General features: G+C 63.0%; 18 protein-coding genes. 7 read left to right on the forward strand and 11 right to left on the reverse strand.

Going from position 1 to position 25,812, the window contains the following annotated elements:
* Positions 1-12: 12 nt before the first annotated feature.
* Positions 13-1,371 carry a TolC family outer membrane protein gene (locus ACIOVD_RS24415; protein ID WP_095170947.1) on the reverse strand — a complete coding sequence of 453 codons (1,359 nt, stop codon included), beginning with the start codon at positions 1,369-1,371 and terminating at the stop codon, positions 13-15.
* Between the two features lie 581 nt (positions 1,372-1,952).
* Between ACIOVD_RS24415 and ACIOVD_RS24420 the strand changes: the two genes are divergently transcribed.
* The gene (locus ACIOVD_RS24420) at positions 1,953-9,059 is read left to right on the forward strand and encodes a retention module-containing protein (RefSeq protein WP_401130689.1); all 7,107 of its coding nucleotides are present in this window, start codon (positions 1,953-1,955) and stop codon (positions 9,057-9,059) included.
* 48 nt (positions 9,060-9,107) lie between these two features.
* Here the strand turns inward: ACIOVD_RS24420 and lapD are convergent, their stop codons facing one another.
* The 4 genes from lapD to ACIOVD_RS24440 are packed head-to-tail and all read right to left on the reverse strand — an operon-like array spanning position 9,108 to position 12,834.
* Complete coding sequence (lapD, locus tag ACIOVD_RS24425) at positions 9,108-11,048, reverse strand: cyclic di-GMP receptor LapD (protein ID WP_401130691.1); 1,941 nt, start codon at positions 11,046-11,048, stop codon at positions 9,108-9,110.
* Between the two features lie 26 nt (positions 11,049-11,074).
* Positions 11,075-11,782, reverse strand: coding sequence for a cysteine protease LapG (lapG, locus tag ACIOVD_RS24430; protein ID WP_095170951.1), 708 nt, complete (start codon positions 11,780-11,782; stop codon positions 11,075-11,077).
* A gap of 58 nt (positions 11,783-11,840) precedes the next feature.
* Positions 11,841-12,206, reverse strand: coding sequence for a YbaN family protein (locus tag ACIOVD_RS24435; RefSeq protein ID WP_162530221.1), 366 nt, complete (start codon positions 12,204-12,206; stop codon positions 11,841-11,843).
* 40 nt (positions 12,207-12,246) lie between these two features.
* On the reverse strand, positions 12,247-12,834 hold the full coding sequence (locus ACIOVD_RS24440) for a YecA family protein (RefSeq protein ID WP_095170955.1): 588 nt from the start codon (positions 12,832-12,834) through the stop codon (positions 12,247-12,249).
* A 301-nt stretch (positions 12,835-13,135) separates the two neighbouring features.
* Here ACIOVD_RS24440 and recQ point away from each other — a divergent pair, with 301 nt between their 5' ends.
* Both recQ and ACIOVD_RS24450 read left to right on the forward strand, forming a co-directional pair.
* Positions 13,136-15,262, forward strand: a complete 2,127-nt coding sequence (recQ, locus tag ACIOVD_RS24445) for a DNA helicase RecQ (protein WP_401130694.1) — start codon at positions 13,136-13,138, stop codon at positions 15,260-15,262.
* 118 nt (positions 15,263-15,380) lie between these two features.
* The gene (locus ACIOVD_RS24450; RefSeq protein ID WP_320333886.1) at positions 15,381-15,815 is read left to right on the forward strand and encodes a MarR family transcriptional regulator; all 435 of its coding nucleotides are present in this window, start codon (positions 15,381-15,383) and stop codon (positions 15,813-15,815) included.
* Between the two features lie 22 nt (positions 15,816-15,837).
* Here ACIOVD_RS24450 and ACIOVD_RS24455 read toward each other — a convergent pair whose 3' ends face one another.
* Complete coding sequence (locus ACIOVD_RS24455; RefSeq protein WP_095170960.1) at positions 15,838-18,027, reverse strand: patatin-like phospholipase family protein; 2,190 nt, start codon at positions 18,025-18,027, stop codon at positions 15,838-15,840.
* A gap of 70 nt (positions 18,028-18,097) precedes the next feature.
* On the opposite strand from ACIOVD_RS24455, the gene ACIOVD_RS24460 reads away from it, so the two are divergent.
* The gene (locus ACIOVD_RS24460; protein WP_095170962.1) at positions 18,098-18,382 is read left to right on the forward strand and encodes a SelT/SelW/SelH family protein; all 285 of its coding nucleotides are present in this window, start codon (positions 18,098-18,100) and stop codon (positions 18,380-18,382) included.
* 9 nt (positions 18,383-18,391) lie between these two features.
* On the opposite strand, the gene ACIOVD_RS24465 is transcribed toward ACIOVD_RS24460, so the two are convergent.
* Both ACIOVD_RS24465 and ACIOVD_RS24470 read right to left on the reverse strand, forming a co-directional pair.
* Positions 18,392-19,285, reverse strand: a complete 894-nt coding sequence (locus ACIOVD_RS24465) for a DMT family transporter (protein ID WP_401130697.1) — start codon at positions 19,283-19,285, stop codon at positions 18,392-18,394.
* Between the two features lie 92 nt (positions 19,286-19,377).
* The gene (locus ACIOVD_RS24470) at positions 19,378-20,136 is read right to left on the reverse strand and encodes an AraC family transcriptional regulator (RefSeq protein WP_095170965.1); all 759 of its coding nucleotides are present in this window, start codon (positions 20,134-20,136) and stop codon (positions 19,378-19,380) included.
* A 134-nt stretch (positions 20,137-20,270) separates the two neighbouring features.
* On the opposite strand from ACIOVD_RS24470, the gene ACIOVD_RS24475 reads away from it, so the two are divergent.
* Positions 20,271-21,086, forward strand: coding sequence for a UDP-2,3-diacylglucosamine diphosphatase (locus ACIOVD_RS24475; protein ID WP_095170967.1), 816 nt, complete (start codon positions 20,271-20,273; stop codon positions 21,084-21,086).
* A 272-nt stretch (positions 21,087-21,358) separates the two neighbouring features.
* Here ACIOVD_RS24475 and ACIOVD_RS24480 read toward each other — a convergent pair whose 3' ends face one another.
* On the reverse strand, positions 21,359-21,934 hold the full coding sequence (locus tag ACIOVD_RS24480; protein WP_095170969.1) for an HD domain-containing protein: 576 nt from the start codon (positions 21,932-21,934) through the stop codon (positions 21,359-21,361).
* A gap of 98 nt (positions 21,935-22,032) precedes the next feature.
* On the reverse strand, positions 22,033-22,344 hold the full coding sequence (locus ACIOVD_RS24485; RefSeq protein ID WP_159994334.1) for a DUF962 domain-containing protein: 312 nt from the start codon (positions 22,342-22,344) through the stop codon (positions 22,033-22,035).
* A gap of 161 nt (positions 22,345-22,505) precedes the next feature.
* Between ACIOVD_RS24485 and ACIOVD_RS24490 the strand changes: the two genes are divergently transcribed.
* The gene (locus ACIOVD_RS24490) at positions 22,506-23,567 is read left to right on the forward strand and encodes an AraC family transcriptional regulator (protein WP_401130700.1); all 1,062 of its coding nucleotides are present in this window, start codon (positions 22,506-22,508) and stop codon (positions 23,565-23,567) included.
* Here ACIOVD_RS24490 and ACIOVD_RS24495 read toward each other — a convergent pair.
* Positions 23,524-24,978, reverse strand: coding sequence for a TrkH family potassium uptake protein (locus ACIOVD_RS24495; RefSeq protein WP_159994336.1), 1,455 nt, complete (start codon positions 24,976-24,978; stop codon positions 23,524-23,526). The two genes, ACIOVD_RS24490 and ACIOVD_RS24495, sit on opposite strands and share 44 nt — an antisense overlap.
* Positions 24,979-25,097: 119 nt before the next feature.
* Here ACIOVD_RS24495 and ACIOVD_RS24500 point away from each other — a divergent pair, with 119 nt between their 5' ends.
* Positions 25,098-25,664, forward strand: a complete 567-nt coding sequence (locus tag ACIOVD_RS24500) for a nitroreductase family protein (RefSeq protein WP_401130702.1) — start codon at positions 25,098-25,100, stop codon at positions 25,662-25,664.
* Positions 25,665-25,812: the final 148 nt, after the last annotated feature.

Below are 25,812 nucleotides of genomic sequence, written 5' to 3' on the forward strand. Positions count from 1 at the left end.
TACCCCGGTTCGCTAGCGCATCTCTGGCAGACGGGCCTGGCTTTTCACTTCGCTTTGCGCAATCGCCTCGGCCGGCACCACCACCTTGGCTTTGCTCAACAGCTCGCCCATGTTCGCCAGGATCCGGTACATGGAAAACTCCTCGGTGTAGCGCACTTCGGTGTAGCGGCGATTGGCGTTGTACAGCTCGTTTTCACTGTCCAGCAGGTCGAGCAGGGTGCGCTGGCCGAGGCCGAATTGATCCTGGTAGGCGGCGCGCACGCGCATGGTGGTATCGGCGTATTCGCGGGCGGTGGGGGTTTGTTTCTTGGCATTGACCATGGCGTTCCAGGCCAGGGTGATGTTCTCGTTGAGCATGCGCAGGGCGTTGTTGCGGATGTCCATGGCCTGGTTGATCTTGTGCGCATCCGATTGCAGGCGGGCCTTGTCACTGCCGCCGCGGAACAGGTTGTAGTTCATGATCACACCGACGCGCCACTCGTTGTCGTGCCCCTGGTCGCCCTGGATGTTGTTGTTGGCACCCACCGCCGCCTCTGCATCGAAGCGCGGGTAGAACGGCGACTTGGCGACTTCGTACTGGCTCTCGGCGGAGTTCACGTCGGCCTGGGCGGACTTGAGGTAGGGGTTGTTTTCCATCATTGCCTGGCGGGCATCCGGCAGGCTCTGCGGAACCTCGCCGCGAATCGAGGGCAGGCTTTCCAGTTCGTCGGGCATGCGCCCCACGGCGCTGAAGAAGTTGGCTTCGGCATCGGCGAGATCGACCTGGGCGGTGTCCAGGTTGTTTTCCGCCAGGGCGCGACGCGCCTTGGATTGATCGAGGTCGGCATTGCTGCCGACGCCGCGCTCGGTGCGCAGGCCGATCTGGTCGTTGACCCGCAAGTGCGCCTGCAGGTTGTTGGTGGCCAGGGTCACCAGTTCCCGGCGCTTGAGTACTTCCAGGTACACCTCGATGGTGCGCAGGGCCAGGCTCTCGGCGGTGCCGCGGGTGTAGTAGGCCCGGGAGTTGACGATGGCCTGGGTGCGCCCGACTTCGTTGGCGGTGTTGAACCCGTCAAACAGCATTTGCCGCAGGCGCAGCTCCGACTGGGTGTACCAATCGATTTCTGTGTGGTGATTGCCCTGCGCGCGGGTGTTGGTGTTGTCGCTGTAGCCACGGCCATAACCGGCGTTCAGATCGAGTGAAGGATAAAAACCGCCCTTGGCGACTTTTACGTCTTCATCCGCAGACAGACGATTGTTCTCACTGGCGTGCAGCTCCGGGTGGTTGTCCAGGGTGCTTTGAATCGCCTCGGTCAGCGACATGGCCTGGGCCTGTTGTGCGCAGGCCATGGCGATCAGAATCGCACTGCAGAGCGGGGTAAATACGCGCATGGGGTGCCTCTCCCTGTGACTAATGGTGCTTGACTGTCGCCAATAATTTGGCGTTATTTTCGGCAAAAACCGTATCAAGCATGTAACAACAGAGCTAAGAACATCCTAGGCAGAAGCTAAGAAGGATTTCTCATAACGCATATGTCGAAAAAAACTTATGCGCCTCGAAAAAACCGGCACATTGTTCCCTGCACAAGCCTTGTATTTATGAGCTCTAGGGAGCTTGGCGAGGCTGGAAAAGGTTCCAACACTTTTGCAACATAGGGTGGAGAAGCGCTGGAGGGGATGGAGGCTGAACGGTTTTTAGGCGACAAAATATTGGCATGTTGCCGAAGATCCATCGTCAGCCACCCTCGTAGAACGGCTAGGCGGCGCTGAGTGAATGATTTCATTCAGTTTTGTCCCGCGATCATCAGCCCGCCTGCGTAGGCACGCGAGGCGAGATCAACGTCAGGCAAGGGCTTGCACCTTGAAGTGCGAGTGCTGCCGGGCAGAAGGTCCGTCCCGCACCCCGGCAAGGCCCTGCATGCTTTCTCTGCACAACCCAGATGCCGATGGACGTCGGCAGCGGAGGAAGGCTCATGGCAACGCTCATCGCAACCGTCAGCAAGGTCGTAGGTCAGGTGTTCGCTGTAGCGGGTGATGGAACCCGACGCGCCCTGGTCGAAGGGGATCGGCTGTTTGCCGGTGAACAACTGGTGACCGGGGCCGAGGGCGCCGTCGCGGCGCACCTGCAAAACGGCCAGGAACTGACGCTGGGACGCGGCAGCAGCATGCTTCTGAGCCCGCAACTGCTGGCCAATCAACCGGCACATGTCGACTCCGCCGAAGCGCTGACGCCCAGCCAGGCGCAATTGAGCGATGTCGAGCAAGTGCAGCAAGCCATCGCTGCCGGTGCCGACCCGACCCAGGTCGCTGAAGCCACTGCTGCCGGGCCGGGCAGTACAGGGGCGCCCGGAACTGCCGGCGGCGGTCACTCGTTTGTCCTGCTCGAAGAGGTGGCGGGGCGGGTCGACCCGGTCATCGGATTCCCGACCGCCGGTTTCAACGGCATTCCCGAGTTTGTCCCGGAACGTGTGGCGGGTTCGCCTGAGGACGGTGGTGACGACACGGGCACTGGGCCTTCGATCAACCCGTTGACTCCCGTGACGCCCATCAACCCCGAATTACCGGTGACCCCGCAGTTGCCGGAGAACCAGCCGGTGACCTTGTCCGGCCTGTCGGTGGCGGGCGGTGAGCTGACCTTGTTTGAAGCCAACCTGGCCAAGGGCTCGGCCAGCAACCCGGGGGCCTTGACCCAGAACGGGACCTTCAGCATTTCCGCGCCGGATGGCTTGCAGAGCCTGAGCATCGGTGGAGTCAGCATCATCAGTGGCGGCGTGGCGGTGGGTTTCCCACAGACGATCACCTCGGCCCTGGGCAACACCCTGACCATCATCGGTTATGACCCGGCCACCGGCGTGGTCAGTTACAGCTACACCCTGGTGGGGAATGAAACCCACTCGGCCGGGGATGGCAGCAACAACCTCAGTGAGCATTTCACCGTGGTCGCCAGCGACGTCAATGGCGATACGGCCAGCAACACCCTGGACATCAATATCACCGACGACGTGCCCCACGCGTTTGACGACGGCAATGGCGTTGCCGCGTCCGAAGCGCATTTGATCCTGACCGGCAACGTACTCGACAACGATGTGCAAGGGGCCGACCGGGTCGTGACTGGGCCGATCACCCCTGGGACCTTCACCGGTACTTACGGCACTCTGGTGCTGGCCGCCGACGGCAGCTACAGCTACACCCTGCACAGCAGCGATCCGGCTTTTCTCGCGCTCAAGGGCGACGTCACCGAGACCTTCAACTACACCCTGACCGACGCTGATGGCGACAGCAGCAGCGCCAACCTGGTGCTCAACGTTCACAACAACGACGATCCGGTATTGATCGATGGCCTCAAGGTCCTGGGCGGGGAGCTGACGGTCTATGAAAAAGCCCTCAGCGACGGCTCGACCCCAGGCACACCGGCACTGACCCAAAGCGGCACCTTCACCGTCACCGCGCTGGACGGCGTACAGACCCTGACCGTGGGCGGGATCAACGTGGTGACCGCGGGCGCCACCGCCGGCTTCCCGCAAACCTTCACCACTGCGCTGGGCAACACCCTGACCATCACCGGCTATGACGCGGCGAGCGGGGTGGTGAGCTACAGCTACACCCTCAACGACAACGAAGCTCACCCCACCGCCAACGGCACCAACAGCCTCAGCGAGTCGTTCACCGTCACGGTCACTGACAGCAATGGCACCACCGCCAGCGACTCGCTGGACGTCAACATCGTCGACGACGTGCCGCAGGCCAAGGATGACGGCAACGCCGTGACCGCCACTGAACTGCACACGGTCCTCACCGGCAATGTGCTGGACAACGATGTTCAGGGCGCCGACCGAGTGATCACTGGTCCGGTGACGGCTGGCACGTTGGCAGGCGCCTATGGCCAATTGGTCTTGGCGGCGGACGGTTCCTATACCTACACCGTCGACCCGACCAGCCCGGCATTCCTGGCGCTCAAGGCCGATGCCCACGAAACCTTCACCTACACCCTCACCGACGCCGACGGCGACACCAGCACCGCGACCTTGACCCTGACCGTGCACAACAACGACGACCCAGTATTGATCGATGGCCTCAAGGTCCTGGGCGGGGAGCTGACGGTCTATGAAAAAGCCCTCAGCGACGGCTCGACCCCAGGCACACCGGCACTGACCCAAAGCGGCACCTTTACCGTCACCGCGCTGGACGGCGTGCAGACCCTCACCGTGGGCGGGATCAACGTGGTGACCGCGGGCGTCACCGCCGGCTTCCCGCAAACCTTCACCACTGCGCTGGGCAACACCCTGACCATCACCGGCTATGACGCGGCGAGCGGGGTGGTGAGCTACAGCTACACCCTCAACGACAACGAAAACCACCCAACCGCCAACGGCACCAACAGCCTCAGCGAGTCGTTCACCGTCACGGTCACCGACAGCAATGGCACCACCGCCAGCGACTCATTGGACGTCAACATCGTCGACGACGTGCCGCAGGCCAAGGATGACGGCAACGCCGTGACCGCCACTGAACTGCACACGGTCCTCTCCGGCAATGTGCTGGACAACGATGTGCAGGGCGCCGACCGAGTGATCACTGGTCCGGTGACGGCCGGCACGTTGGCAGGCGCCTATGGCCAATTGGTCTTGGCGGCGGACGGTTCCTATACCTACACCGTCGACCCGACCAGCCCGGCATTCCTGGCGCTCAAGGCCGATGCGCACGAAACCTTCACCTACACCCTGACCGACGCCGACGGCGACACCAGCACCGCGACCTTGACCCTGACCGTGCACAACAACGACGACCCAATATTGATCGACGGCCTCAAGGTCCTGGGCGGGGAGCTGACGGTTTATGAAAAAGCCCTCAGCGACGGCTCGACCCCAGGCACACCGGCACTGACCCAAAGCGGCACTTTCACCGTCACCGCGCTGGACGGCGTGCAGACCCTGACCGTGGGCGGGATCAACGTGGTGACCGCGGGCGTCACCGTCGGCTTCCCACAAACCTTCACCACTGCGCTGGGCAACACCCTGACCATCACCGGCTATGACGCGGCGAGCGGGGTGGTGAGCTACAGCTACACTCTCAACGACAACGAAGCTCATCCCACCGCCAACGGCACCAACAGCCTCAGCGAGTCGTTCACCGTCACGGTCACCGACAGCAATGGCACCACCGCCAGCGACTCATTGGACGTCAACATCGTCGACGACGTGCCGCAGGCCAAGGATGACGGCAACGCCGTGACCGCCACGGAACTGCACACGGTCCTCACCGGCAATGTGCTGGACAACGACGTGCAAGGCGCCGACCGAGTGATCACTGGTCCGGTGACGGCCGGCACGTTGGCAGGCGCCTATGGCCAATTGGTCTTGGCGGCGGACGGTTCCTATACCTACACCGTCGACCCGACCAGCCCGGCATTCCTGGCGCTCAAGGCCGATGCGCACGAAACCTTCACCTACACCCTGACCGACGCCGACGGCGACACCAGCACCGCGACCTTGACCCTGACCGTGCACAACAATGACGATCCGGTAGTGATCGACGGCCTGAACGTGTGCGGCGGAGAACTTACGGTCTATGAAAAAGCCCTCAGCGACGGCTCGACTCCAGGCACTCCGGCACTGACCCAAAGCGGCACCTTCACCGTCACCGCGCTGGACGGCGTGCAGACCCTGACCGTGGGCGGGATCAATGTGGTGAGCGGTGGCCTCATCGCTGGCTTCCCGCAAACCTTCACTACCCTGCTGGGCAACACCCTGACCATCACCGGCTACGATTCGGCGAGCGGCGTGGTGAGCTACAGCTATACCCTCAACGACAATGAGGACCACCCGACGGCCAATGGTGCCAACAGCCTCAGCGAACACTTCACGGTGACCGTGACCGACAGCAATGGCACCACCGCCAGCGATACGCTGGACGTCAACATCGTCGATGACCTGCCAACCGCCAGCCCCGATAGCGCCACGGTGGGCGAGGGCGCGACAGTGAACATTTCGGTGCTCGGCAACGACGTCAATGGCGCCGACGGAGCTGCCACGGGCGGTGCGGTGATCGGTGTGCGGGCGGGTGGCAATACGGCGACCTCGGCCCTCGGTGGCCTGGGCGATCAGATCCAGGGTGCCTACGGCTACTTGACGCTGGATGCCGCCGGCAATGCGGTCTACCACAGCACCGCGAACGGGGTCTGCCCGCCCGGGGCAACGGACGTGTTCACTTACACCATCCGCGATGGCGATGGCGACGAAAGCACCACCACGATCACCATCAATGTCACCGACAGTGGGTTGATCGCTTGCGTCGACGCCTGCCTGACGGTCTACGAAAAAGCCCTGGACCTCAGCCAGGACGGCCAGGACCTGGCCCCCGGCCTGGTCATCGGCAGCGACCCGACGTCAACTGGCGAAACCGCCCACGGTTCGTTGGTCGGCTCGGTCAGCGGAGGCAGCGGGACACTCACCTACACCCTGGTGGGCAGCGCTACCGGCACCTATGGGCAAATCCTGCTCAACCCCGATGGCACCTACACCTACACCCTGACTTCGGCTCCGAAAACCGCCGGGGGCAACGACGGGCCGAACATCCTCACCGAAAGCTTCACCTACAAGGTCACCGATGCCCTGGGCAATACCGCCACCAGCAGCGTGGTGGTCAACATCGTCGATGACGTGCCCCGGGCCCAGCACTCCGAGCGTTCGGTTACGGCGGTGGGGATCGACTCCAACCTGCTGCTGGTGATCGATGTGTCCGGCAGCATGGCCGACCACTCCGGTGTCTCGGGGCTGTCGCGCATGGACCTGGCCAAGCAGGCCATCAGCGCCTTGCTCGACAAGTACGATGCCATGGGTGACGTGAAAGTGCAGATCGTCACCTTCAGCAGCAGCGCCACCGAGCAGACTTCGATCTGGGTCGACGTGGCCACCGCCAAATGGATCATTTCCACCCTGCATGCCGACGGCGGGACCAACTACGACGACGCCCTGGCTGCGGCCAAGCTGGCGTTCATCACCGAAGGCAAACTGGCCGGGGCACAAAACGTCGGCTACTTCTTCTCCGACGGTAAACCCAACGAAGGCTGGGAAACCGATCCGTCGGACGAGGCCGCCTGGAAGGCTTTTCTCGAGGCCAACGGGATCAAGAACTATGCGATCGGCCTGGGCGACGGTGTCAGCAGTGGCAACCTCAACCCGCTGGCCTATGACGGCAGCAACCATGTCAACACCAATGCGCAAGTAGTCACTGACCTCAACCAGCTCAACGCGGTGCTGTCCGGCACCGTGGGTGGTGCGCCGATCAGCGGCTTGCTGATGGGTGAGGGCGGTAGTTTTGGCGCCGATGGCGGCTTTATCAAGACCATCATCATCGAGGGCACCACCTACAGCTTCGATCCCACCGGCGACAACCACAAGGGCGCGCTGACGGTGCTCGAAGGCTTCAATCGCGGCACCTTCAACACCCTGGACAACAGCCTGAGCATTGCCACCACCAAGGGCGGCACCCTGGTGATCAACCTCGACACGGGCGAGTTCACCTACACCTCGCAGACCACCACCTCAGTGGTGCTCACCGAGCAGATTGCCTTCACCGCCAGTGACTACGAAGGCGACCTGGCCAGCCGCACCCTGACCATCAACATCCTGCCGAACGCGGCGCCGGTGGCGGTTGATGACCAGGTGATCACCAACGTCCTGTCGAAACACCTTGCGGTACCGGTTGAAGGCTTGCTGGCCAATGACACGGACGCCAATGGCGACCGCCTGAGCGCCACGCCCACCACGTTCAATACGGGCTGGATTGCCAAGGGCGAGGACTTTACCGGCAGCGGCGCGATCAACTTCGCTGGCCACCAGAACAACTTCGGCAACCGGAACCTGGCGGATGTGCGCAGTGCCTTCGCGGCGGACACCGCCGCGATGACCGCACTGCTGGTGATCAGTGGTTACCTGGGCCAGGTCAGCAACGGCAATGCCAACGATGAGGACTTCATCACCGTCACCCTGAAAAAGGGCGAGACCCTCAACCTGGACCACAACCTGGCGGCGGGGCACATCAGTCTGGAGTACTCGCTCAACGGTGGCGGGTTCCTCGGCATCGACAATCACAGCACCCTCAACGCCGCCGAGGACGGCACCTACCGCATCCACGTGAGCAACCTCAGCAATAGCAGCGGCAGCCACGTCAATGCCGCGGAAAACTATCAGTTGGACCTGACGGTCAACTACGCCGGCGCCCATGAAAGTTCGCCGGACTTTGTCGGTAGCTATACCGCCAGCGACAACCACGGCGGTAGCGACTCGGCCTCCGTCGGTATCTCCTACCAGGCAGGGCATACCCTGACCGGCACTGCCGGCGACGACGTGCTGCTGGCCGGTGGCGGCGACAACTTGCTGAATGCCGGCGACGGCAATGATGTGCTCACCGCCGGCAACGGCAATAACCAGTTGCATGGCGGGGCCGGCAACGACCTGTTGTTCAGTGGCCTGGGCAGCGACCTGCTGGACGGCGGTGATGGCATCGACACCGCCAGCTACGCCCATGCCAGCGCCGGGGTGGTGGTCAACCTCGGCTTGCTCGGGGCGCAGAACACGGGCGGGGCGGGCCTGGATACCCTGACGGGGATCGAGAACCTGATCGGTTCGACGTTCGACGACACCCTGATCGGTAACAGCAACGCCAATACCCTGACCGGCGGCCTGGGCAACAACACCCTGACTGGCGGCGGAGGGGCCGATACCTTCCAGTGGTTACACGGCAACAGCGGGCACGACGTGGTCACCGACTTCACCCTGGGCACCGACAAGCTCGACCTGTCGCAACTGCTGCAAGGTGAAGCCGCCACCGCGTCCTCGCTGGATGATTACCTGCACTTCAGCGTCACCGGCAGCGGTGCGTCACTGCTCACCAGCATCGACGTCAAGGCCACGATCGGTGCGCCTTCGACCCAGACCATCGACCTGGCGGGCGTCAACCTGGCCGAGCATTATGGCGTCACGCCGGGGGCCGGCGGGGTGATCGCCAGTGGGCATGATACGGCGACCATCATCAACGGCATGCTCAACGACCATTCGTTGAAGGTCGATACGGTCTGAGCGCAAGCGAGGGTCCAGGAGTGAGCACTCCTGGGCTCTCGATCCCCCTCACAACGGTTGCGGGTGCCCGATCAATCGGCCCATCGCGCCAAACAGCCCTAGTTCCTTGAGCGCTTGCAGTTCGCCTTGGGTCTCGACCCGTTCGGCAATCAGCGGCAGGTCGATGCTGTGGGTGGCGCGGTAGATGGCTTCGATGAACAGGCGCTTGTCGCTTTGCTCATCGATGGCGCGGATGTAGCTGCCGTCGACCTTCAGGTAGGCCAGGCCCAGTTGAGTCAGGTTGCCGATCTGGCTGAAGCTGCCGCCGAAGTGCTGCAGGCCGATGCGATAACCCGTGTCGCGCAGGCTCAGGCACAACTGGCGCAGGGCGTCGGGCGGTGGCAGTTGGTGTTCGTCGATTTCCAGGGTCAGCAACGGCGCCAGGTCCGGCAGGGCATTGAGGGTGTCCTGGATGATGCGCAACTGTGCGGGGTCGCGCAGGGTGCTGCCGGACAGGCTCAGGGCCAGCGGCTGGCGATGTTCGGCAAGGTGCTCGAGGGTGTGTTCGAGCATCGCCAGGTCAAAGCGTGCGGCCCAGCCCAGGCGTTCGATCCAGGGCAGGAAGTGCCCGGCGGCAATGGCTTCGCCTTGCGGGTCGAGCAGGCGCGCGAGGACTTTGTGATGCAACACCTGGCGGGTGTCGGCGCATTGCACCACCGGTTGAAAGTACAGTTGCAGCTTGCCGTGGCTCAGGGCGTCGTCGATCCAGCTGCGCCAGTCGTGCTGGGTCTGGTGCTGCGGGGCGCTGGACTGTGCCAGGTACACCCACGGCCGTTCCGGTTGCAGTTGCGCCTGGGTCAGCGCCTGATCCAGGCGCATCAGCACGCTGTTGGTGCGCTCGCCGGGGACAAAGGGCACCACGCCCAGGTGCGCGACGGGCATGCAATCGCTGGCACCCGTGAGGCGCAGGTTTTCCAGGGTGGCACTGATTTCCCCGGCCAGGCGTGCCGCTTCCTGGCTGTCCAGCCCTGGGGTCAGCAGGCTGAACTCGCCGCCACGGTTGCGTGCGGCCAACCAGGCCCGCCGCTCGGGTGACTGGGTCAGGCGTTTGAGCAGTTGGCCGATGGTGGTGATCAGCGCATCGGTGTGCTGCCCGCCCAGGCGTTGGTTGAGACCGGCCAGGTCATTGATCCGGAACATCAGCAGGTGACCGGCGCTGCTTTGCTCGGTGACCAGCAGGCGCTCGGCCAGTTGTTCGTCGAGCAAGCGTCGGTTGGCCAGCCCGGTGAGGTTGTCCTGATAGGACTCGGCGCGCAGTTTTTCACTGCGCGCCGCTTCTTCGGCAAACAGGCCCTTGAGTTTCTCGACCATCTGGTTCATCGCCAGCATGACGCGCTTGAGCTCCGGGGTCCTGGGCAGTCTGGCGGTACTGAGGAACTCCCGGTTACTGATGGCCTGCGCCTGGGTCACCAGGGTGTCGAGCGGGCGCAATTGGCGGCGCAGCAGCCAGCCGCCGAACACCGCGCTGAGCAAGCCACACAGCAGCAACCAGAGCAGGCTGCCGAGGCTGCTGTCCCAGAGTTTGGCCAGGGCAAACTGCGGGTTGCTCTGCACTTCGACCCGGGCTACCTGTTCCCAGCCGCGCATGATCAGCGCGTCACCGCCCTGGGGGCGCAGGTCGACCAGCCTGACGAACCAGTGGGGCACTCCTTGGGTTGTGGCCGCGCTGGTGCGCTCGACTAGCAGTTGCTCGTCCTCGATGTTGACCACCCGGATACTGGCGAAGTAGCCGCTGTCAAAAATCGAGCTGACCATCAACTCGATCATCGCCGGGTCGTCCACCTGGCTGGTCAGAGACAGGCCGAGCGCCGTGGCGGCGTCCTGGGCGTGGGAGCGCAATTGACCGAGCATCTGCTCGCGCGAGCTCTCCAGGCTGACAAAAAAACTGCCGCTGAAGGCCACCAGCAAGAACAGGCAGATGGCCAGGAACAACTGTTTGAGTAGCGACATAGGACGCTCCTTGTTGATCGGCGATGTTAGCCGTCGCCCACGGCAAAACCTTCGGCCTGCATCTTCTGCAGCACATCCTGCCAGCGTGACAGGCGCTTGGCGTCGCCTTTGCGTTTGCCGCCGTCCGCCCCCGGCATGTACAGGCCTTCGGCATTGAAGGCGTACACCGGCAGCAGGTCCTTGCGGTTCGAGGCGGGGCGGATGTCGCTGATCAGGTTGTCGAGCACCAGCGGGTCGGCGCTGGGGGTGGCGTAGTAGGTCAGCACCATGTGCGCCTGATTGCGGGTCAGGGCCTTGACGTAGGTAATGCGCAGTTTTTCACTGGGCACGCCGAGGTTGCGCAGGCTGAAATACTTGGCCAGGGCGTAGTCTTCGCAGTCGCCGGCACCCTTGACCAGGGATTCGATGGGGGTTGCCCAATAATCAGTCTGGCGCCAGATGCGAGTGTCGTCGCGAAAGCTCAATTGCTGGTTGAAGAAGCGATTGACGGCGGTCAGCTGCTCACGTTCGGGTTGTCGGGTTTCGCCTTGCAGCATCTGGTTCCATGCCTCGATCCGTCCCTGGGCGCTGCCCAGAGGGCCGTAGCGTTGCTCGGCCGTTTGCAGGATCTGGGCGAAATTCCAGTTCGCCCGGACATTGCCTGGCCCTGTCAGCCAAAAAACGCTCAACAGCAGCCATCCGCCGAGCCAAAGTCGGAGCGTTGACCATCCTGGGCGACGCCGACTGCGGGACATGTCTGGCTGCTCAAATGCAGATGGGTGAAGTCTAGGCGATATTTTCCGCGGGGCGGGCTCAGGTCCTGGGCAGGGTTTTCTGGCGCAGGATGTACACCGTCACCAGCACCGCGCTGGTCAGCATGAAGCCACGAGCCCACGGCAGGGGCACCAGGTAGCACGACAGGCCGATGCTCAACCACATCAGGCCAATGGCGTAGACCTTGCCCTTGAGGGGAATACCATTGCCGTCCAGGTAGTCGCGGATCCAGGGGCCGAGGCGCGGGTGCTGCACCAGCCACTGGTAGAAACGCGGCGAACTGCGGGCAAAACAGGCGGCCGCCAGCAGCAGGAACGGGGTGGTGGGCAGGACAGGCAGGAAGATGCCGATCACTCCCAACGCTACGCTCAACCAGCCGATGGCCAGGAGCACGTAGCGCAGCATCAGGGAGCGGTTGCCTATGGGATCAGCCACAGGCAGGGACTCAGTGGTGACGAGGCTTGAGGATCGCCGGTTTTTCGTCAGGGGCGTTGCACAGCAGGTACAGCGCGGTCAGGGCTTCCGGGATCTGGACGATCATGTCGTCCATCAGGTTGGCGTCGGCGGCGATGTCGGAGAACTCCGGCTGCTCGTCGAACAGACCCGAACCGACCATGATTGGCAGGAGCATTTCGCTGACTTCGTCTTCGGCGGTTTCGAACCAGGCTTCTTCGCGCAGGAACACCCCTTCCATGAAACCGATGCACCAGCCGCGCAGGTCGGAGTCGTCCGGCTCTTCGCCGAGGTCGAGGTCGCACGGCAGCTCGAATTCTTCATCGGCCGCCAGCTGGCGAGCGATGTGGGCCTTGAGGGCCAGCAAGGTCGCTTCGATTTCTTCGCGCTGGGCGTCGCTGCTGTAGTGCGGTTCTTCGGCAAACAGGGCGTCGATCCATTCGCGGTCCGGCACGGTTTCCGAACAGATCGACAGGGCGGTCAGATAGCCGTGGGCGGCCACGTAGTCCAGCGCCTCGTCATGCAGCTCGTCGGCGTCGAGGAAGGCTTGCAGGCGGGTTAGTTGCTCAGCGAAGGACATTAGGGGGGCTACCTTGGGAATATACGATGAACAATTCTAGGCGTTCTTGAGCGCTCAGGCCAGCCGCGCGGCGGATTTGCCCACAATCGGCAGCTGCTGGATAAGGATACGGGGCGATCAAAGGCAGCTATTCGTCAGTGGTGTCCATTGCCGGGCAGGGCTCGGGTATACTCGCGCGTTTTGCATGCCCTGCAGCTGCCCGCGCACTGCGGACAAATCCGCTAACGGATCTGTCCGTGAACTACTCGGTGTTTTGATCCAGCCTGCATCCAGGGATATTCAGCACCCATCGGAGTTTTCCATGCTCGAACAGGCTCAACGCGTCCTCAAGGACATCTTCGGCTACGACAGTTTCCGTGGCCGCCAGGGTGCCATTATTGAGCGCGTGGCCAGTGGTGGCGACGCCCTGGTCCTGATGCCTACCGGTGGCGGCAAGTCCTTGTGTTTCCAGGTCCCGGCCCTGTTGCGCGAAGGGTTGGCAGTGGTGGTTTCGCCGTTGATCGCCCTGATGGACGATCAAGTCGCCACCCTGGAAGAGCTGGGTGTGGCCGCGGCGTCACTCAACTCCACCTTGAGCGCCGAGCAGCAGCGTGACCTGGCGACGCGGATCAAGCGTGGCGAAGTGAAGATGCTCTACCTGGCGCCGGAACGCCTGGTCCAGCCGCGGATGCTGGCCTTCCTGCAGAGCCTGGAAATCGCCCTGTTCGCTATCGACGAAGCCCACTGTGTGTCGCAATGGGGCCACGACTTCCGCCGCGAGTACTTGCAGCTGGGCCAGTTGGCCGAACTGTTCCCCAACGTCCCGCGTATCGCCCTGACGGCCACCGCCGACAAGCGCACCCGCGAAGAAATCGTCGACCGTCTGCATTTGCAGAACGCCGAACGATTCCTGTCGAGCTTCGACCGACCGAACATCTTCTACCGCATCGTCCCCAAGGAGCAGCCACGCAAGCAGTTGCTGGCGTTCCTCGCTGAACGCCGCAGCGATGCCGGCATCGTCTACTGCCTGTCGCGCAAGAAAGTCGACGAAGTGGCGGTGTTCCTCAGTGAGCAGGGCTTCCCGGCGCTGCCGTATCACGCCGGCCTGCCCAACGAAACCCGAGCCCATAACCAGAAGCGCTTCCTCAACGAGGAAGGCCTGATCATGGTCGCGACCGTGGCGTTCGGCATGGGTATCGACAAGCCCAACGTGCGGTTCGTCGCGCACCTGGACTTGCCCAAGTCCCTCGAAGCGTACTACCAGGAAACCGGTCGTGGCGGCCGTGATGGCCTGCCGGCAGATGCCTGGATGGCCTACGGCCTGCAGGACGTGGTGATGCTCAAGCAAATGCTGCAGAACTCCGAGGGCGACGAGCGTCACAAGCGCCTGGAACAGCACAAGCTCGATGCCATGCTCTCGCTGTGTGAAGAGACCCGCTGCCGCCGGCAGACCCTGTTGGCCTACTTCGACGAAGACATGCCGCAACCCTGCGGTCACTGCGACAACTGCGTCGACGGCGTGCAAACCTGGGACGCCACCGAACCGGCGCGCCAGGCGCTGTCGGCCATCTACCGGACTGGCCAGCGTTATGGCGTCGGCCATCTGGTGGAGGTGCTGCTGGGCAAGGACAACGAGAAGGTCCGCGGCGCCGGGCATCAACACCTGTCGGTGTTTGGCGTCGGCAAGGGGCGGGCGGAAGGCGAGTGGCGCTCGTTGTTCCGCCAACTGGTGGCCCGTGGCCTGGCCGACATCGACCTCGAAGGCTACGGCGGCCTGCGCCTGAGCGACAGTTGCCGACCGCTGCTCAAGGGCGAAGTGACCCTGGAGCTGCGCCGCGACCTGAAACCGCAAACCACCGCCAAGAGCAGCTCCAGCCATGCCAGCCAACTGGTACGCGGCGAAGAGCGCGAACAGTGGGAAGCCTTGCGCGCCCTGCGGCGCAAACTCGCCGAAGAGCATGGCGTGCCGCCCTATGTCATCTTCCCGGACTCGACCCTGCTGGAAATGCTTCGCAGCCAGCCCGGTACCCTGGCGGAAATGGCCCGGGTCAGCGGGGTCGGTGCCCGCAAGCTCGAGCGTTATGGCGAGGCGTTCCTCGAAGTGCTCGGCGGCCAGGCGGAGGCGCCGAAAGTGGTGGCCGACCTGCGCCACGAACTGATCACCCTGGCACGCGCGGGCATGACCCCGCTGCAGATTGCCGGCCAACTGCAATGTTCGGAGAAAAACGTCTATACCCTGCTGGCGGAAGCCATTGGCAAACAGCAGTTGTCCCTGGAGCAGGCACTGGATCTGCCCGAAGACCTGTTGGGCGAAATCCAGGACGCGTTCCTCGACGGCGAGGGCGAATTGCCGCCGGTGGCAGAGATCGCACCGTTGTTTGTCGGTCGGGTGCCTGAGGGTGTCCTGTACTGCGTCCGGGCGGCCTTGCAGTCGGAATTCGAGATCTGAGCAGCACTTCGCAAGATGTAACGATTCAGTACAGAGTCACCCTTGCTTCGTATCAAGGGTCATGCTTAGCTGACTAATAATTAGTTTCACCCTATTTCAGTCTAATCATGAGTTCTTTATGTCGTTAACCGAACAACACCGTTTTGGCATGCAGTTGGCGCAAATGTCTCGTGGCTGGCGCGCCGAACTGGATCGCCGCCTTGCCGGGCTCGGTCTGTCCCAGGCGCGCTGGTTGGTGCTGCTGCACCTGGCCCGTTTCGAAGACGCGCCGACCCAGCGGGAATTGGCACAAAGCGTGGGTGTTGAAGGTCCCACCCTGGCCCGACTGCTCGACAGCCTGGAAAGCCAGGGGCTGGTGCAGCGCCAGGCAGTGGTGGAAGACCGCCGGGCGAAAAAAATTGTCCTGTGTGACACCGCCCGCCCGTTGATCGAACAAATCGAAACCATCGCCAACGCACTGCGCCAGGAACTGTTCGAGGGCGTGGACGAAGCCGATCTGGCTTTGTGCATGCGTGTCCACGGGCGCATCCTGGCAAACCTGGAAAAACCCTGAGGCCCGGGGCACCCGCTCCTGATTAGAAGGTCTGCCCCAGGTTCATGTAGATCGCCTGTTCGTCATCGTCGTTGAACCCGTAGCTGAAGTTCAGCGGCCCCAGTGGCGTATCAAACCCCAGGAATATGCTGACGGCGTTGATGTAGCCGCTGTCGAACTCGTTGTCGTTGTTCCACGCCCGGCCGCGTTCCAGCGAGCCGCCGGCGTACAGCGGGAAGTCCAGTGGCAGGTAGGCGCGCGGGGTCAGGCGCCGGTAATAGACTGCCCGGGCCAGGCTGACGTTCTGGCCGGAGATCGAGTCCTCGCGAAAGCCCGACAGTTGCCGCGCACCGCCCAGCAGGAAGCTGGAAGTCACCACATTGGCCTGGTCCAGGGTGCGTCCGTAGCGACCGCCGAGGATGTAGGTGTCCGGGCCGAAACTCAAGGCCTTGTCCAGTTTGAACTCCCACTGGCGATAGCGCTGGTCCGAGCCCAGTTCCGGCTCGAACTCACGGAATGACAGGCCGATGTCTTCACCCGCGTGGGGGAAGTAGACATTATCCAGCGAGTCGAACGAGTACTTGAGCTCATAGAACCCTTCATTGAAGCTTTCGCTGGGCAGGTCCTGGTCGCCGATACGCACGTCCGCCTTGCCCCAGGCCTCGCCGACCCCCAGGCGGATCTCGCCACTGTTGCCGATCTGCCGCCCCACGTTCAGGCCAAAGCCGTAGCGCTCCAGGCGATACTCGGCCACCGGGTCGTTGTCGAGGATGGCGTCGACGTTCTGCGACTCGATCGCCGCATAAGGCGCAATGAAGTAGCGCGAGCCCACGTCCAGGGGTTGATAGAACTCACTGTACAGCTCCTGCTGGTCGCCGATCTGCACCCGGGTCAGCCACTCGGCGCCGAGGCGGTTGATGCCGTTCATGCGGTAACTGGCGCCGATGTTGAAGGCGCTGTCGCCTTCCATGTCGTCGGACAGGTTCAGCCCCAGGCGCAGGTAGTCGGTGCCGGTGCGCTTGCCGCGCGCACGGATCACCAGGGTGTTGTCCGCGCCCTTGTGGACCACCCGGTACTGCACCTGCTCGAAGTAATCCAGGCCATACAGGGTGCCCATGTCGGTCTGTAGCCGGCCCATGTCCAGTGGTTCGCCGATGTGCTGGCGGATGTAGTAGCGGATCACGTCATCGCCGACTTTCGAATCGTTTTCGACCTTGATCGCGGTAATGATCGGGGTGCGCTGACCGGGTGCGCGGGCGGCCGTCAGTTCGGCATCCACTGTGTCAGTGGGGCGCAGGCGGGCCAGGCGGGCATCGAGGATGCGCGTGGCGCGGTAACCGGCGTCGATCATTTCCTGGGCCTTGCCGAAGTCGGTCACGCCGAAGCTGGCCAGGGCCGGCTGGACCAGCACATCATCGGGGTGCAGGGTCGCCAGTTGTTCTTCGGAGTTGCTGCGGGTCATCAGGGTGATCGACTGGTTCAGCACATCGACCACGGTTGTCAGTTGTTTACGGCTGCGCAGCGGGGTGCCGATGTCGACCACGATGGCGATATCGACGCCCATCTCGCGGGCCACGTCCAGCGGGATATTGTCGGTCATGCCACCGTCCACCAGCAGCCGGCCGTCGAGTTCGACCGGGGCGAACACCGCCGGGATCGACATGCTCGCGCGGATCACCTGGGGCAGGTGGCCCTTGCGGAACACCACCTTTTCACCACTGGCAATGTCGGTGGCCACGGCGCGGAACGGAATCGGCAGCTTGTCGAAGTCACGGGTATCACTGGCGTGGGCCAGCAGGCTTTCCAGCAGCAGTGCCAGGTTCTGCCCCTGGATCACGCCCAGAGGCAGGCCGAGGCTGCCGTCGTCGCGAAAGCTCAGTTTCTGTTTGACCAGGAAATCGCGGTCGTCCTGTTTGCGTCGAAACGGCACGTCGGCCCGCGGCGGGGCGTCCGACAGCGCCTGTTGCCAGTCAATCCCCAGCGCCAGTTTTTCCAGCTCATCGACCTTGTACCCTGAGGCATACAGCCCACCGATCACCGCGCCCATGCTGGTGCCGGCGATGGCATCAATATGGATACCTTGTTCTTCCAGCGCCTTGAGCACCCCAATGTGGGCCAGCCCGCGAGCAGCGCCGCCGGACAGGACCAGGCCGATTTTCGGTCGTGGGTTTTCAGCCGCCACGACGCACAAGGGCAGTAAACACAGAAGCAGGCAGGACAGCAGGCGGCGCATCGGGTATCTCGGGTGAGCGGTAAAGGCGGCTATTATAGCGACGCCATCGAACTCAGGAGTCTCGCAAACCATGTCTGCCCGTAAACCGGAAGTGGTCATCACCTATTGCACGCAATGCCAATGGCTGCTGCGCGCCGCCTGGCTGGCTCAGGAACTGCTCAGCACCTTCAGTGACGAGCTGGGCAAAGTGTCGTTGGTGCCCGGCACCGGCGGGGTGTTCCAGATTACCTGTGACGACGTGCAGATCTGGGAGCGCAAGGCTGACGGCGGTTTCCCCGAAGCCAAGGTACTAAAGCAGCGGCTGCGCGACCAGATCGATCCGCAGCGCGACCTGGGCCACAACGATCGCAGTTGAGCGCGACGCTCACTGGGCACTCGCCACTTGGCGGGGCTTGGGGCCGGTGCTGCGGCTGCCCAGCAGGCTGGAGGCGACGATGGCGATAATGATCAGCGCGCCTCCCAGGAGCATGCGCAGGCTGGGGTTTTCGTTGAACAGCAGCCAGGCCACGCTGATCCCGTAGACCGGCTCCAGGGCAAACACCACCGCCGCCGTGCGTGCCTTGATCACCGCCAGGCTGGCGACGAACAGGCTATGGGCCAGGCCGGTGCAGAACACCCCGAGCAGGCCGATCCACAGCCAGTCGAGGGCGCGAACTTCGCTCAGCCCCGGCGCGGCCACCGGCAACAGGCACAACGCAACCACCACGTTCTGGCACAGGGCCGCCTGCACCGGCGGAATGCGCCCGGCGCTGGCGCGGTTGGTCAGCGACAGCAAGGAGAACAGCAAGCCGGATGCCACCGACCAGAGCAGGCCGCTGGTGGCTTGGCTGGCCAGGTCGAAATCCGGGGTCACCAACACCAGGCCGATGCTCACCAGCAGCACCAGGAGGATTTCGTTGAGGCGAATCCGTTCGCGGAAAATCAGCCCTTCGAGGATCACGGTAAACGCCGGGAAGCTGGCGAAACCCAGGGTGGCAATCGCCACGCCGGCAACCTTGACCGCAATGAAGAAACTCACCCAGTGCCCGGCCAGCAACAGGCCGCTGAGCAACAGGCGGCGCAGATCCCGGGCCTGCAGTTGGCGCCAGCCGGTGCTGCTGGCGAACCGCGCAAAAAATGCCAGGGCGAGCACGGCAAAGGTCGCGCGGCCGAAGACGATGATGGCGGGGGAGGCGGCGGCGAGTTTGCCGAGGACACCGGTCAGGCCAAACATCAGTGCACCGATGTGCAGGGCGCCAAGGGCGGAACGGGGAGTCATTTCAATCCTTAAACAGAAGAACGCAGTCGTGCTATTGAAGCGCGCCAGGTGCGGGGCTGTCTGTCGCCAGACTCGCGTTTTCTAGCGCCAGCCTAGCGTTCGTTCACCGTGCGTCGCAACGCGCCGGGGGATGAGCCGAATTCGCGCAGCACCGCAGCGGCGAACGCGCTTTGCGAGGCATAGCCGACCCGGCAGGCGACCTCACCGATGGGCAGCGCGGTTTCGCGCAGCAACTTGACCGCGATATGCAGGCGCCGACTGCGGATATAGTCCATCGGGGTCTGCCCGCACTCGGCGACGAACCGGGCATGCAGCCGGGCGCTGGACAATCCTGCGATTCGGGCCAGGTCAGCGACTTGCAGCGGGTAGGCGGCGTACTGGTCGATGTGCCCATTGAGGGCGGCGTAGGGCAAGCGTTTGCTGGCGACCTGGTGTGGCGCCGCACTGTTGAGACTGGCCAATAGCAAAATCGCGCCTTGCTGGGCAATCAGCGGATCCTGCACCGGACTGCTGGCCAGCCAGCTCACCAGTTGGCTCTGCCCGGCATCGAGCGGCAGCCGGCCCGGGGTGTCGAGCAGGCGCCGACTGGCCTCGGCGTGCTCACCCAACGATTGCACCAGCCATTGTTCACTTGGCACGTCGAGCACCAGGCAGCGGCTGCCTTTCGGGCTGCCGCAGGCATGGTGGGCGCCTTGGGGGATCACCACAAAACTCTGTTGCTGCACTTGGCTGCCCTGGCCGCCGACCTCGAAATCGAGTGCGCCCGACAGGCCGAACACCAGTTGTGCGTGGTCGTGGCTGTGGACGATCAGGTCGTGGCTGTATTGGCGTAGCGTGAGGATCGGTCTCATCACGGTCTCCTGGGCAGGACCGCAGTTTACACCGGCTGGGTCCTGTTCCGGGCTGTCATCGGATTGGCGTATTTGTGTCATGGGCCATTAATCGCTGCGGTGCAAGCTTGCGAAAACTCTCGCAGAGGTTGCCCATGACCCGTGCCGAACTCGCCAAGCCCAGCCGTAAACAACGCGTGCGCACCTTATGGATCTCCGATGTGCACCTGGGCACTCGGGATTGTCAGGCCGAGCATCTGTCGCAGTTTCTCAAGGGCTATCACGCCGACAAGGTGTACCTGGTCGGCGACATCATCGATGGCTGGAAGCTGCGCAGTGGCATGTACTGGCCCCAGGCGCACACCAACGTAATCCGGCGCCTGCTGACCATGAGCAAGCGTGGGACCGAGGTGATCTATGTCACCGGCAATCACGACGAGTTCCTGCGGCGCTACTCCCGGTTGATCCTGGGCAATATCCAGTTGGTGGACGAGGCGATCCACGTCACGGCCGATGGGCGGCATCTGTTGGTGATCCATGGTGATCAGTTCGACGTGATTACCCGTTATCACCGCTGGTTGGCGTTCCTCGGGGACTGGGCCTACGAACTCACCCTGACCCTCAACCGCTGGCTCAACCACTGGCGTGCCCGCTATGGCTACGGTTACTGGTCGTTGTCGGCGTACCTCAAGCACAAGGTCAAGACGGCGGTCAGCTTTATCAGCGATTTTGAACAGGCGATTGCCCACGAGTGCGTCAAGCGCGGGCTGCACGGGGTGGTGTGCGGGCATATCCACCACGCCGAGATTCGCAAGGTGGGCGAGGTGGACTACCTCAATTGTGGCGATTGGGTGGAGTCCTGCACCGCGCTGATCGAACACTGGGACGGCACGATCGAACTGTACCGCCTGGCCGATGCCCAGGCGCGCGAGGCCCAACTCAATGCCATCAAGGTCGCCGAACCGGCCTGACCCCGCTCGTTGTCTGTAAACAACCCAGTCTCCGTGGGAGCGGGCTTGCCCGCGATGAGGCCGGCACATTCACCACCGAGGGGGCCTGACACACCGCTATCGTCGGAACGCCGCCCGGAGCAAGCTCGCTCCTACGGGATTGGGTGTATGAAAAATCCGCGAGCCTCCAAAACCCTGTGGGAGCGGGCTTGCCCGCGATGAGGCCGGCACATTCATCACCGGGGGGCCTGACACACCGCTATCGTCGGAACGCCGCCGGAGCAAGCTCGCTCCTACACCATCGCCGCGCTGTAGATGGAGTTTTTTGGGTGTGCGAACAAGCGCTCCATCATCGGCTCGAAGAAGCTCAGGGGCAGGGTGTCATAGCTGGGGTCAAACGCCGCGGCGTCGTATTTGGCGCAGAACTCGATAGTCTGGCGGTACTGCGGGTGTTCGCTGAACTGCTCGCGCAGGTGTCGGTCCATGCCCAGGTGATGGAAGAAGTAGTAGCCCTGGAAGATCCCGTGCTGTTCCACCATCCACAGGTTCTCGGCACTGACAAAAGGCTTGAGGATGGCCGCGGCAATGTCCGGGTGGTTGTAGCTGCCGAGGGTGTCGCCAATGTCGTGCAGCAGCGCGCACAGCACGTACTCCTCGTCACGTCCGTCGCGCCAGGCCCGGCTGGCGGTTTGCAGGGAGTGGGTCAAGCGGTCCACGGGAAAACCGCCAAAATCACCCTCGAGCAATTTCAGGTGCGCCACGATCCGGCCTGGCAACTGCTTGGCGTAGGCGCTGAAGTCGGCCGCGATGATGCTCCAGTCTTCCTGCGTACCGTCTTTCATGTGGGTGAAACGGGCGTGGGCATTCATCGGCTATCCTCTTGTTCTCTTGCCGGGATGAGTCTGAGTGTAAGGCCTGGCTGCGGGCGCACAGTGGCCGCGCAGGACGGCTTGATGGCCCGGCGGGCCTAGAACGGCACCTTGCCGACGATCATGTCGCGGTACATGACAAAATCGCCGAGCAGGCTGTAGAGCGGGTGCTGGAAGGTTGCTGGACGGTTCTTCTCATAGAAGAAATGCCCCGCCCAGGCGAAGCTGTAGCCGGCCAGTGGCAGCGCCAGCAATAACAGGAAAGCGCCCTTGGCAATGGCCAGGGCAAAAATGAAAATCACCAGGGTGGTCCCGATAAAGTGCAGTCGTCGGCAAGTGCTGTTGCTGTGTTCGTCGAGGTAATAGGGGTAAAACTCGGCGAAGCTGTTGAATCGTCTGACGTTTTCCACGACTGCAATCTCTGTGAAGGACGGTATGGCCAAGCGGATGTGCAACGGGCAGCTTAATTGAGTCTAGAGTGATCATTGGCATCGGCCAGTGACAATAGGCGCCACATTAGTATCCTTGGGAAATCGGCCGTGAAACGCGACTTATCAAGTAAGAAAATCCCATGAGCGAACGAACGACTTCTGCAAGTTGGGCGATGGGGATTGTCAAGGCACTGGAAATGGACGGCCTGGATTGCCGGGCCCTGTTCCAGCAGCTGGGGCTGGACTTTGCAGCGCTGGACGATCCCGATGCGCGTTTTCCACAGGACTCCATGACCCGGCTCTGGCAGCTGGCGGTCGAGCTGTCCGGCAATCCGGCGATTGGCCTGAACATGGGCAAGGTGGTGCGCCCGGCGTCCTTTCATGTCGCCGGCTATGCATTGATGTCCAGCCAGACCCTGGCCGAAGGATTTCAGCGCCTGGTGCGTTATCAGCGGATCATTGCCGAAAGTGCTGACCTGAGCTTTCGCCTGCTACCCGAAGGTTATGCACTGATCCTGACGGTGCACGGCGACCATCTGCCACCGACCCGGCAAAGCGCCGAAGCCTCGCTGGCCTGTGCCCTGGGCCTGTGCGGCTGGCTGACCGGACGTACCCTGCAACCGCGCAAGGTGTTGCTCCAGGGCGCGCTGCCGCTGAACCTTGCGCCCTACAAGGAAGCCTTCCATGCCCCGCTGGAATTTGATGCGCCCTACGATGCGTTGATCTTCGAACGGGCAGACATGGAGGCCCCGCTGCCTACCGCCAATGAGGCGATGGCGGTGCTGCATGACCGGTTTGCCGGTGAATACCTGGCGCGATTTTCCGAAAGCCGGGTGACCCACAAGGCCCGGCAGGTGCTCTGTCGCCTGTTGCCCCAGGGCGAACCCAAGCGCGACACCGTGGCGCAAACCCTGCATCTGTCCCAGCGCACCTTGCAGCGGCGCCTGCAGGAAGAGGGCACGAGCTTTCAGACGCTGCTCGACGATACCCGCCGCGAACTGGCCGAGCAGTACCTGGCGCAACCGAGCATGACCCTGCTGGAAATTGCCTACCTGCTGGGGTTCGCCGATCCGAGCAACTTCTTCCGTGCTTTCCGCCGTTGGTTCGACAGCACACCCGGTGAATACCGGCTGCGCCTGGTCGACTCGCCAAAAGTCCTCAGTGACGCCAGAACGCCGGAATACACAGCACAAACACGGTGATGATCTCCAGCCGCCCGAGCAGCATGCCCACCGAGAGAATCCACTTGGCGGCATCGGGCAGGGTGGCGAAGTTGCCGGCCGGGCCAATGGTTTCGCCCAGGCCTGGGCCAACCCCGGAAACGGTGCTGGCCGCGCCGGTCAGGGCGGTCATCCAGTCCACGCCGAGCAGCGACAGCAGCAGGGCAATGACGCAGATGGTGATGGCGAAAAAGAACGAGAAGGTCAGGATCGAACGCACGATCTCTTCATCGAGGCGATGGCCGTTGTACTTCTGTTTGATCACCGCACGCGGGTGAATCAATTGGTTAAGGTTGGCCTTGAGCAGGATATAGGCGACCTGGAAACGAAAGATCTTGATCCCGCCGGCGGTTGAGCCCGAGCACCCGCCGACAAAACCCAGGTAGAAGAACAACATCAGCGAGAAGTTGCCCCACAGGCTGTAGTCCCCCAGCGCAAAGCCGGTGGTAGTGACCACGGACGTGACGTTCAGCGCCACGTGGCGCAAGGCGTCGAGCCAGTGCAGGTTGGTGGTCCACCAATACCAGGTCCCCAGGACCAGCCAGGTAACCAGCAGCATGCCCAGCAGCCCCTGGACCTGTTGGTCCTTGATCAGCGCCCGGCGATTGCCGCGCAAGGTCGCCACATACAGGGTGAACGGCAGGCTGCCGAGAATCATGATCACCACTGCGACCCAGTGCACCGCCGGTGCGGTCCATTTCGCCAGGGACTGGTCGGAGGTGGAGAAACCACCGGTGGAAATCGCCGACATCGCGTGGTTGATGGCATCGAACGGCGTCATCCCAGCCCACCAGAACGCCAGGCTGCCAAGAATGGTGATCCCGACATAGGCGGCAACGATCAGGCGCGCCACCATGTGCGAGCGCGGCATGACCTTTTCCGAGCGGTCCGAGGATTCGGTCTGGAACAGCCGCATGCCACCAATGCGCAGCAGCGGCAGAATCGCCACCGCCATGCCGATAAAGCCGATCCCGCCCAGCCAGTGCAACAGCGAGCGCCACATCAGGATGCCCGGAGACATGTTGTCCAGGCCACTGAGCACAGTCGCGCCGGTGGCGGTGATGCCGGACATGCTTTCGAAAAACGAGTCGGTGTAGCTGATGTGCTGGGTCAACAGGAACGGCAGCGCCGCAAAGATACACACCACCACCCAGCTGGAGACGGTCAGCAGGTACATGTCGCGCGGACGCAGGTGCACATGCTCGGGGCGCCCGGGGATGACCAGGGCCAGGCCGGCAAGAAAGGTGATCAGGCTCGACCAGAGGAACGAGGGCAGGTCGCTGGTGCGTTCGTAGATCACCAGCGTCGCCATCGGCACAACCATGCTGATAGACAGGGTGATCAGGAAGATGCCGATGATGAAACCAATGATCCGTAAGGTCGGCAACGCCATGAAGTCCGCTCGGGCTGATGTGGGAGGGCGCCATTCTACCTGCGGGGCGGGGCATGTAAACCGGCATCCGGTGGGCACTTACCGCTAGAATAGCCAAACTTTTTTTCAGGAGGTGGCCGATGCAGGCTCTCGACGCTTTGCTCAACCGTGTTTCCGTTCCGCGTTTGCTTGATCCGGCACCGACTGCCGAACAACGCGAAGTGCTGTTTGGCGCCGCCATGCGCGCGCCGGATCACGGGCATCTGCAGCCGTGGCGTTTCTTGACGGTCGAAGGTGAGGCACGCGAGCAATTGGGCGAGATCCTGGCCCAGGCCGCGCTGTTGCAGGATGCCGAAGCCCCGCAGGCGGTGGTGGACAAGGCCCGCAACGGACCGCTGCGAGCACCGCTGGTGGTCGTGGTGATCGCGCGCTTGCAGGATCACCCCAAGTATCCGAAATCCGAACAGTTGCTGGCAGCGGGCTGCGCGGCCCACGGGATTCTGCTGGCGGCCTATGCCCAGAGGATCGGCGCGGTATGGCGCACTGGCGAGCTGGCGTACTCGGCGCACGTGGCCAAGGGCCTGGGCCTGGCCGAGGGGGAGGAGGTGATTGCCTTCCTGTACCTGGGCACTCCGCAGAAAGAACCGCGGGTTGCCGAGAAGGTCGACCTGTCGCAGTTTGTCAGCGCCTGGTCGGTCCAGGGCTGAACAACGCCTCTAGCCAAGCCCCTGTGGGAGCGGGCAGTCGGGGTGTTGGATTAGGCCGAGTACATATCCATTTTTGCGGTAACGGCCTCCTATGGTTCCGCTTTTACAGCGGCTCACTTTTGGAGGAGCCCAAAAGTAAGCAAAAGGC

Source organism: Pseudomonas sp. NPDC087626, from assembly GCF_044743405.1.
Lineage (GTDB): Bacteria > Pseudomonadota > Gammaproteobacteria > Pseudomonadales > Pseudomonadaceae > Aquipseudomonas.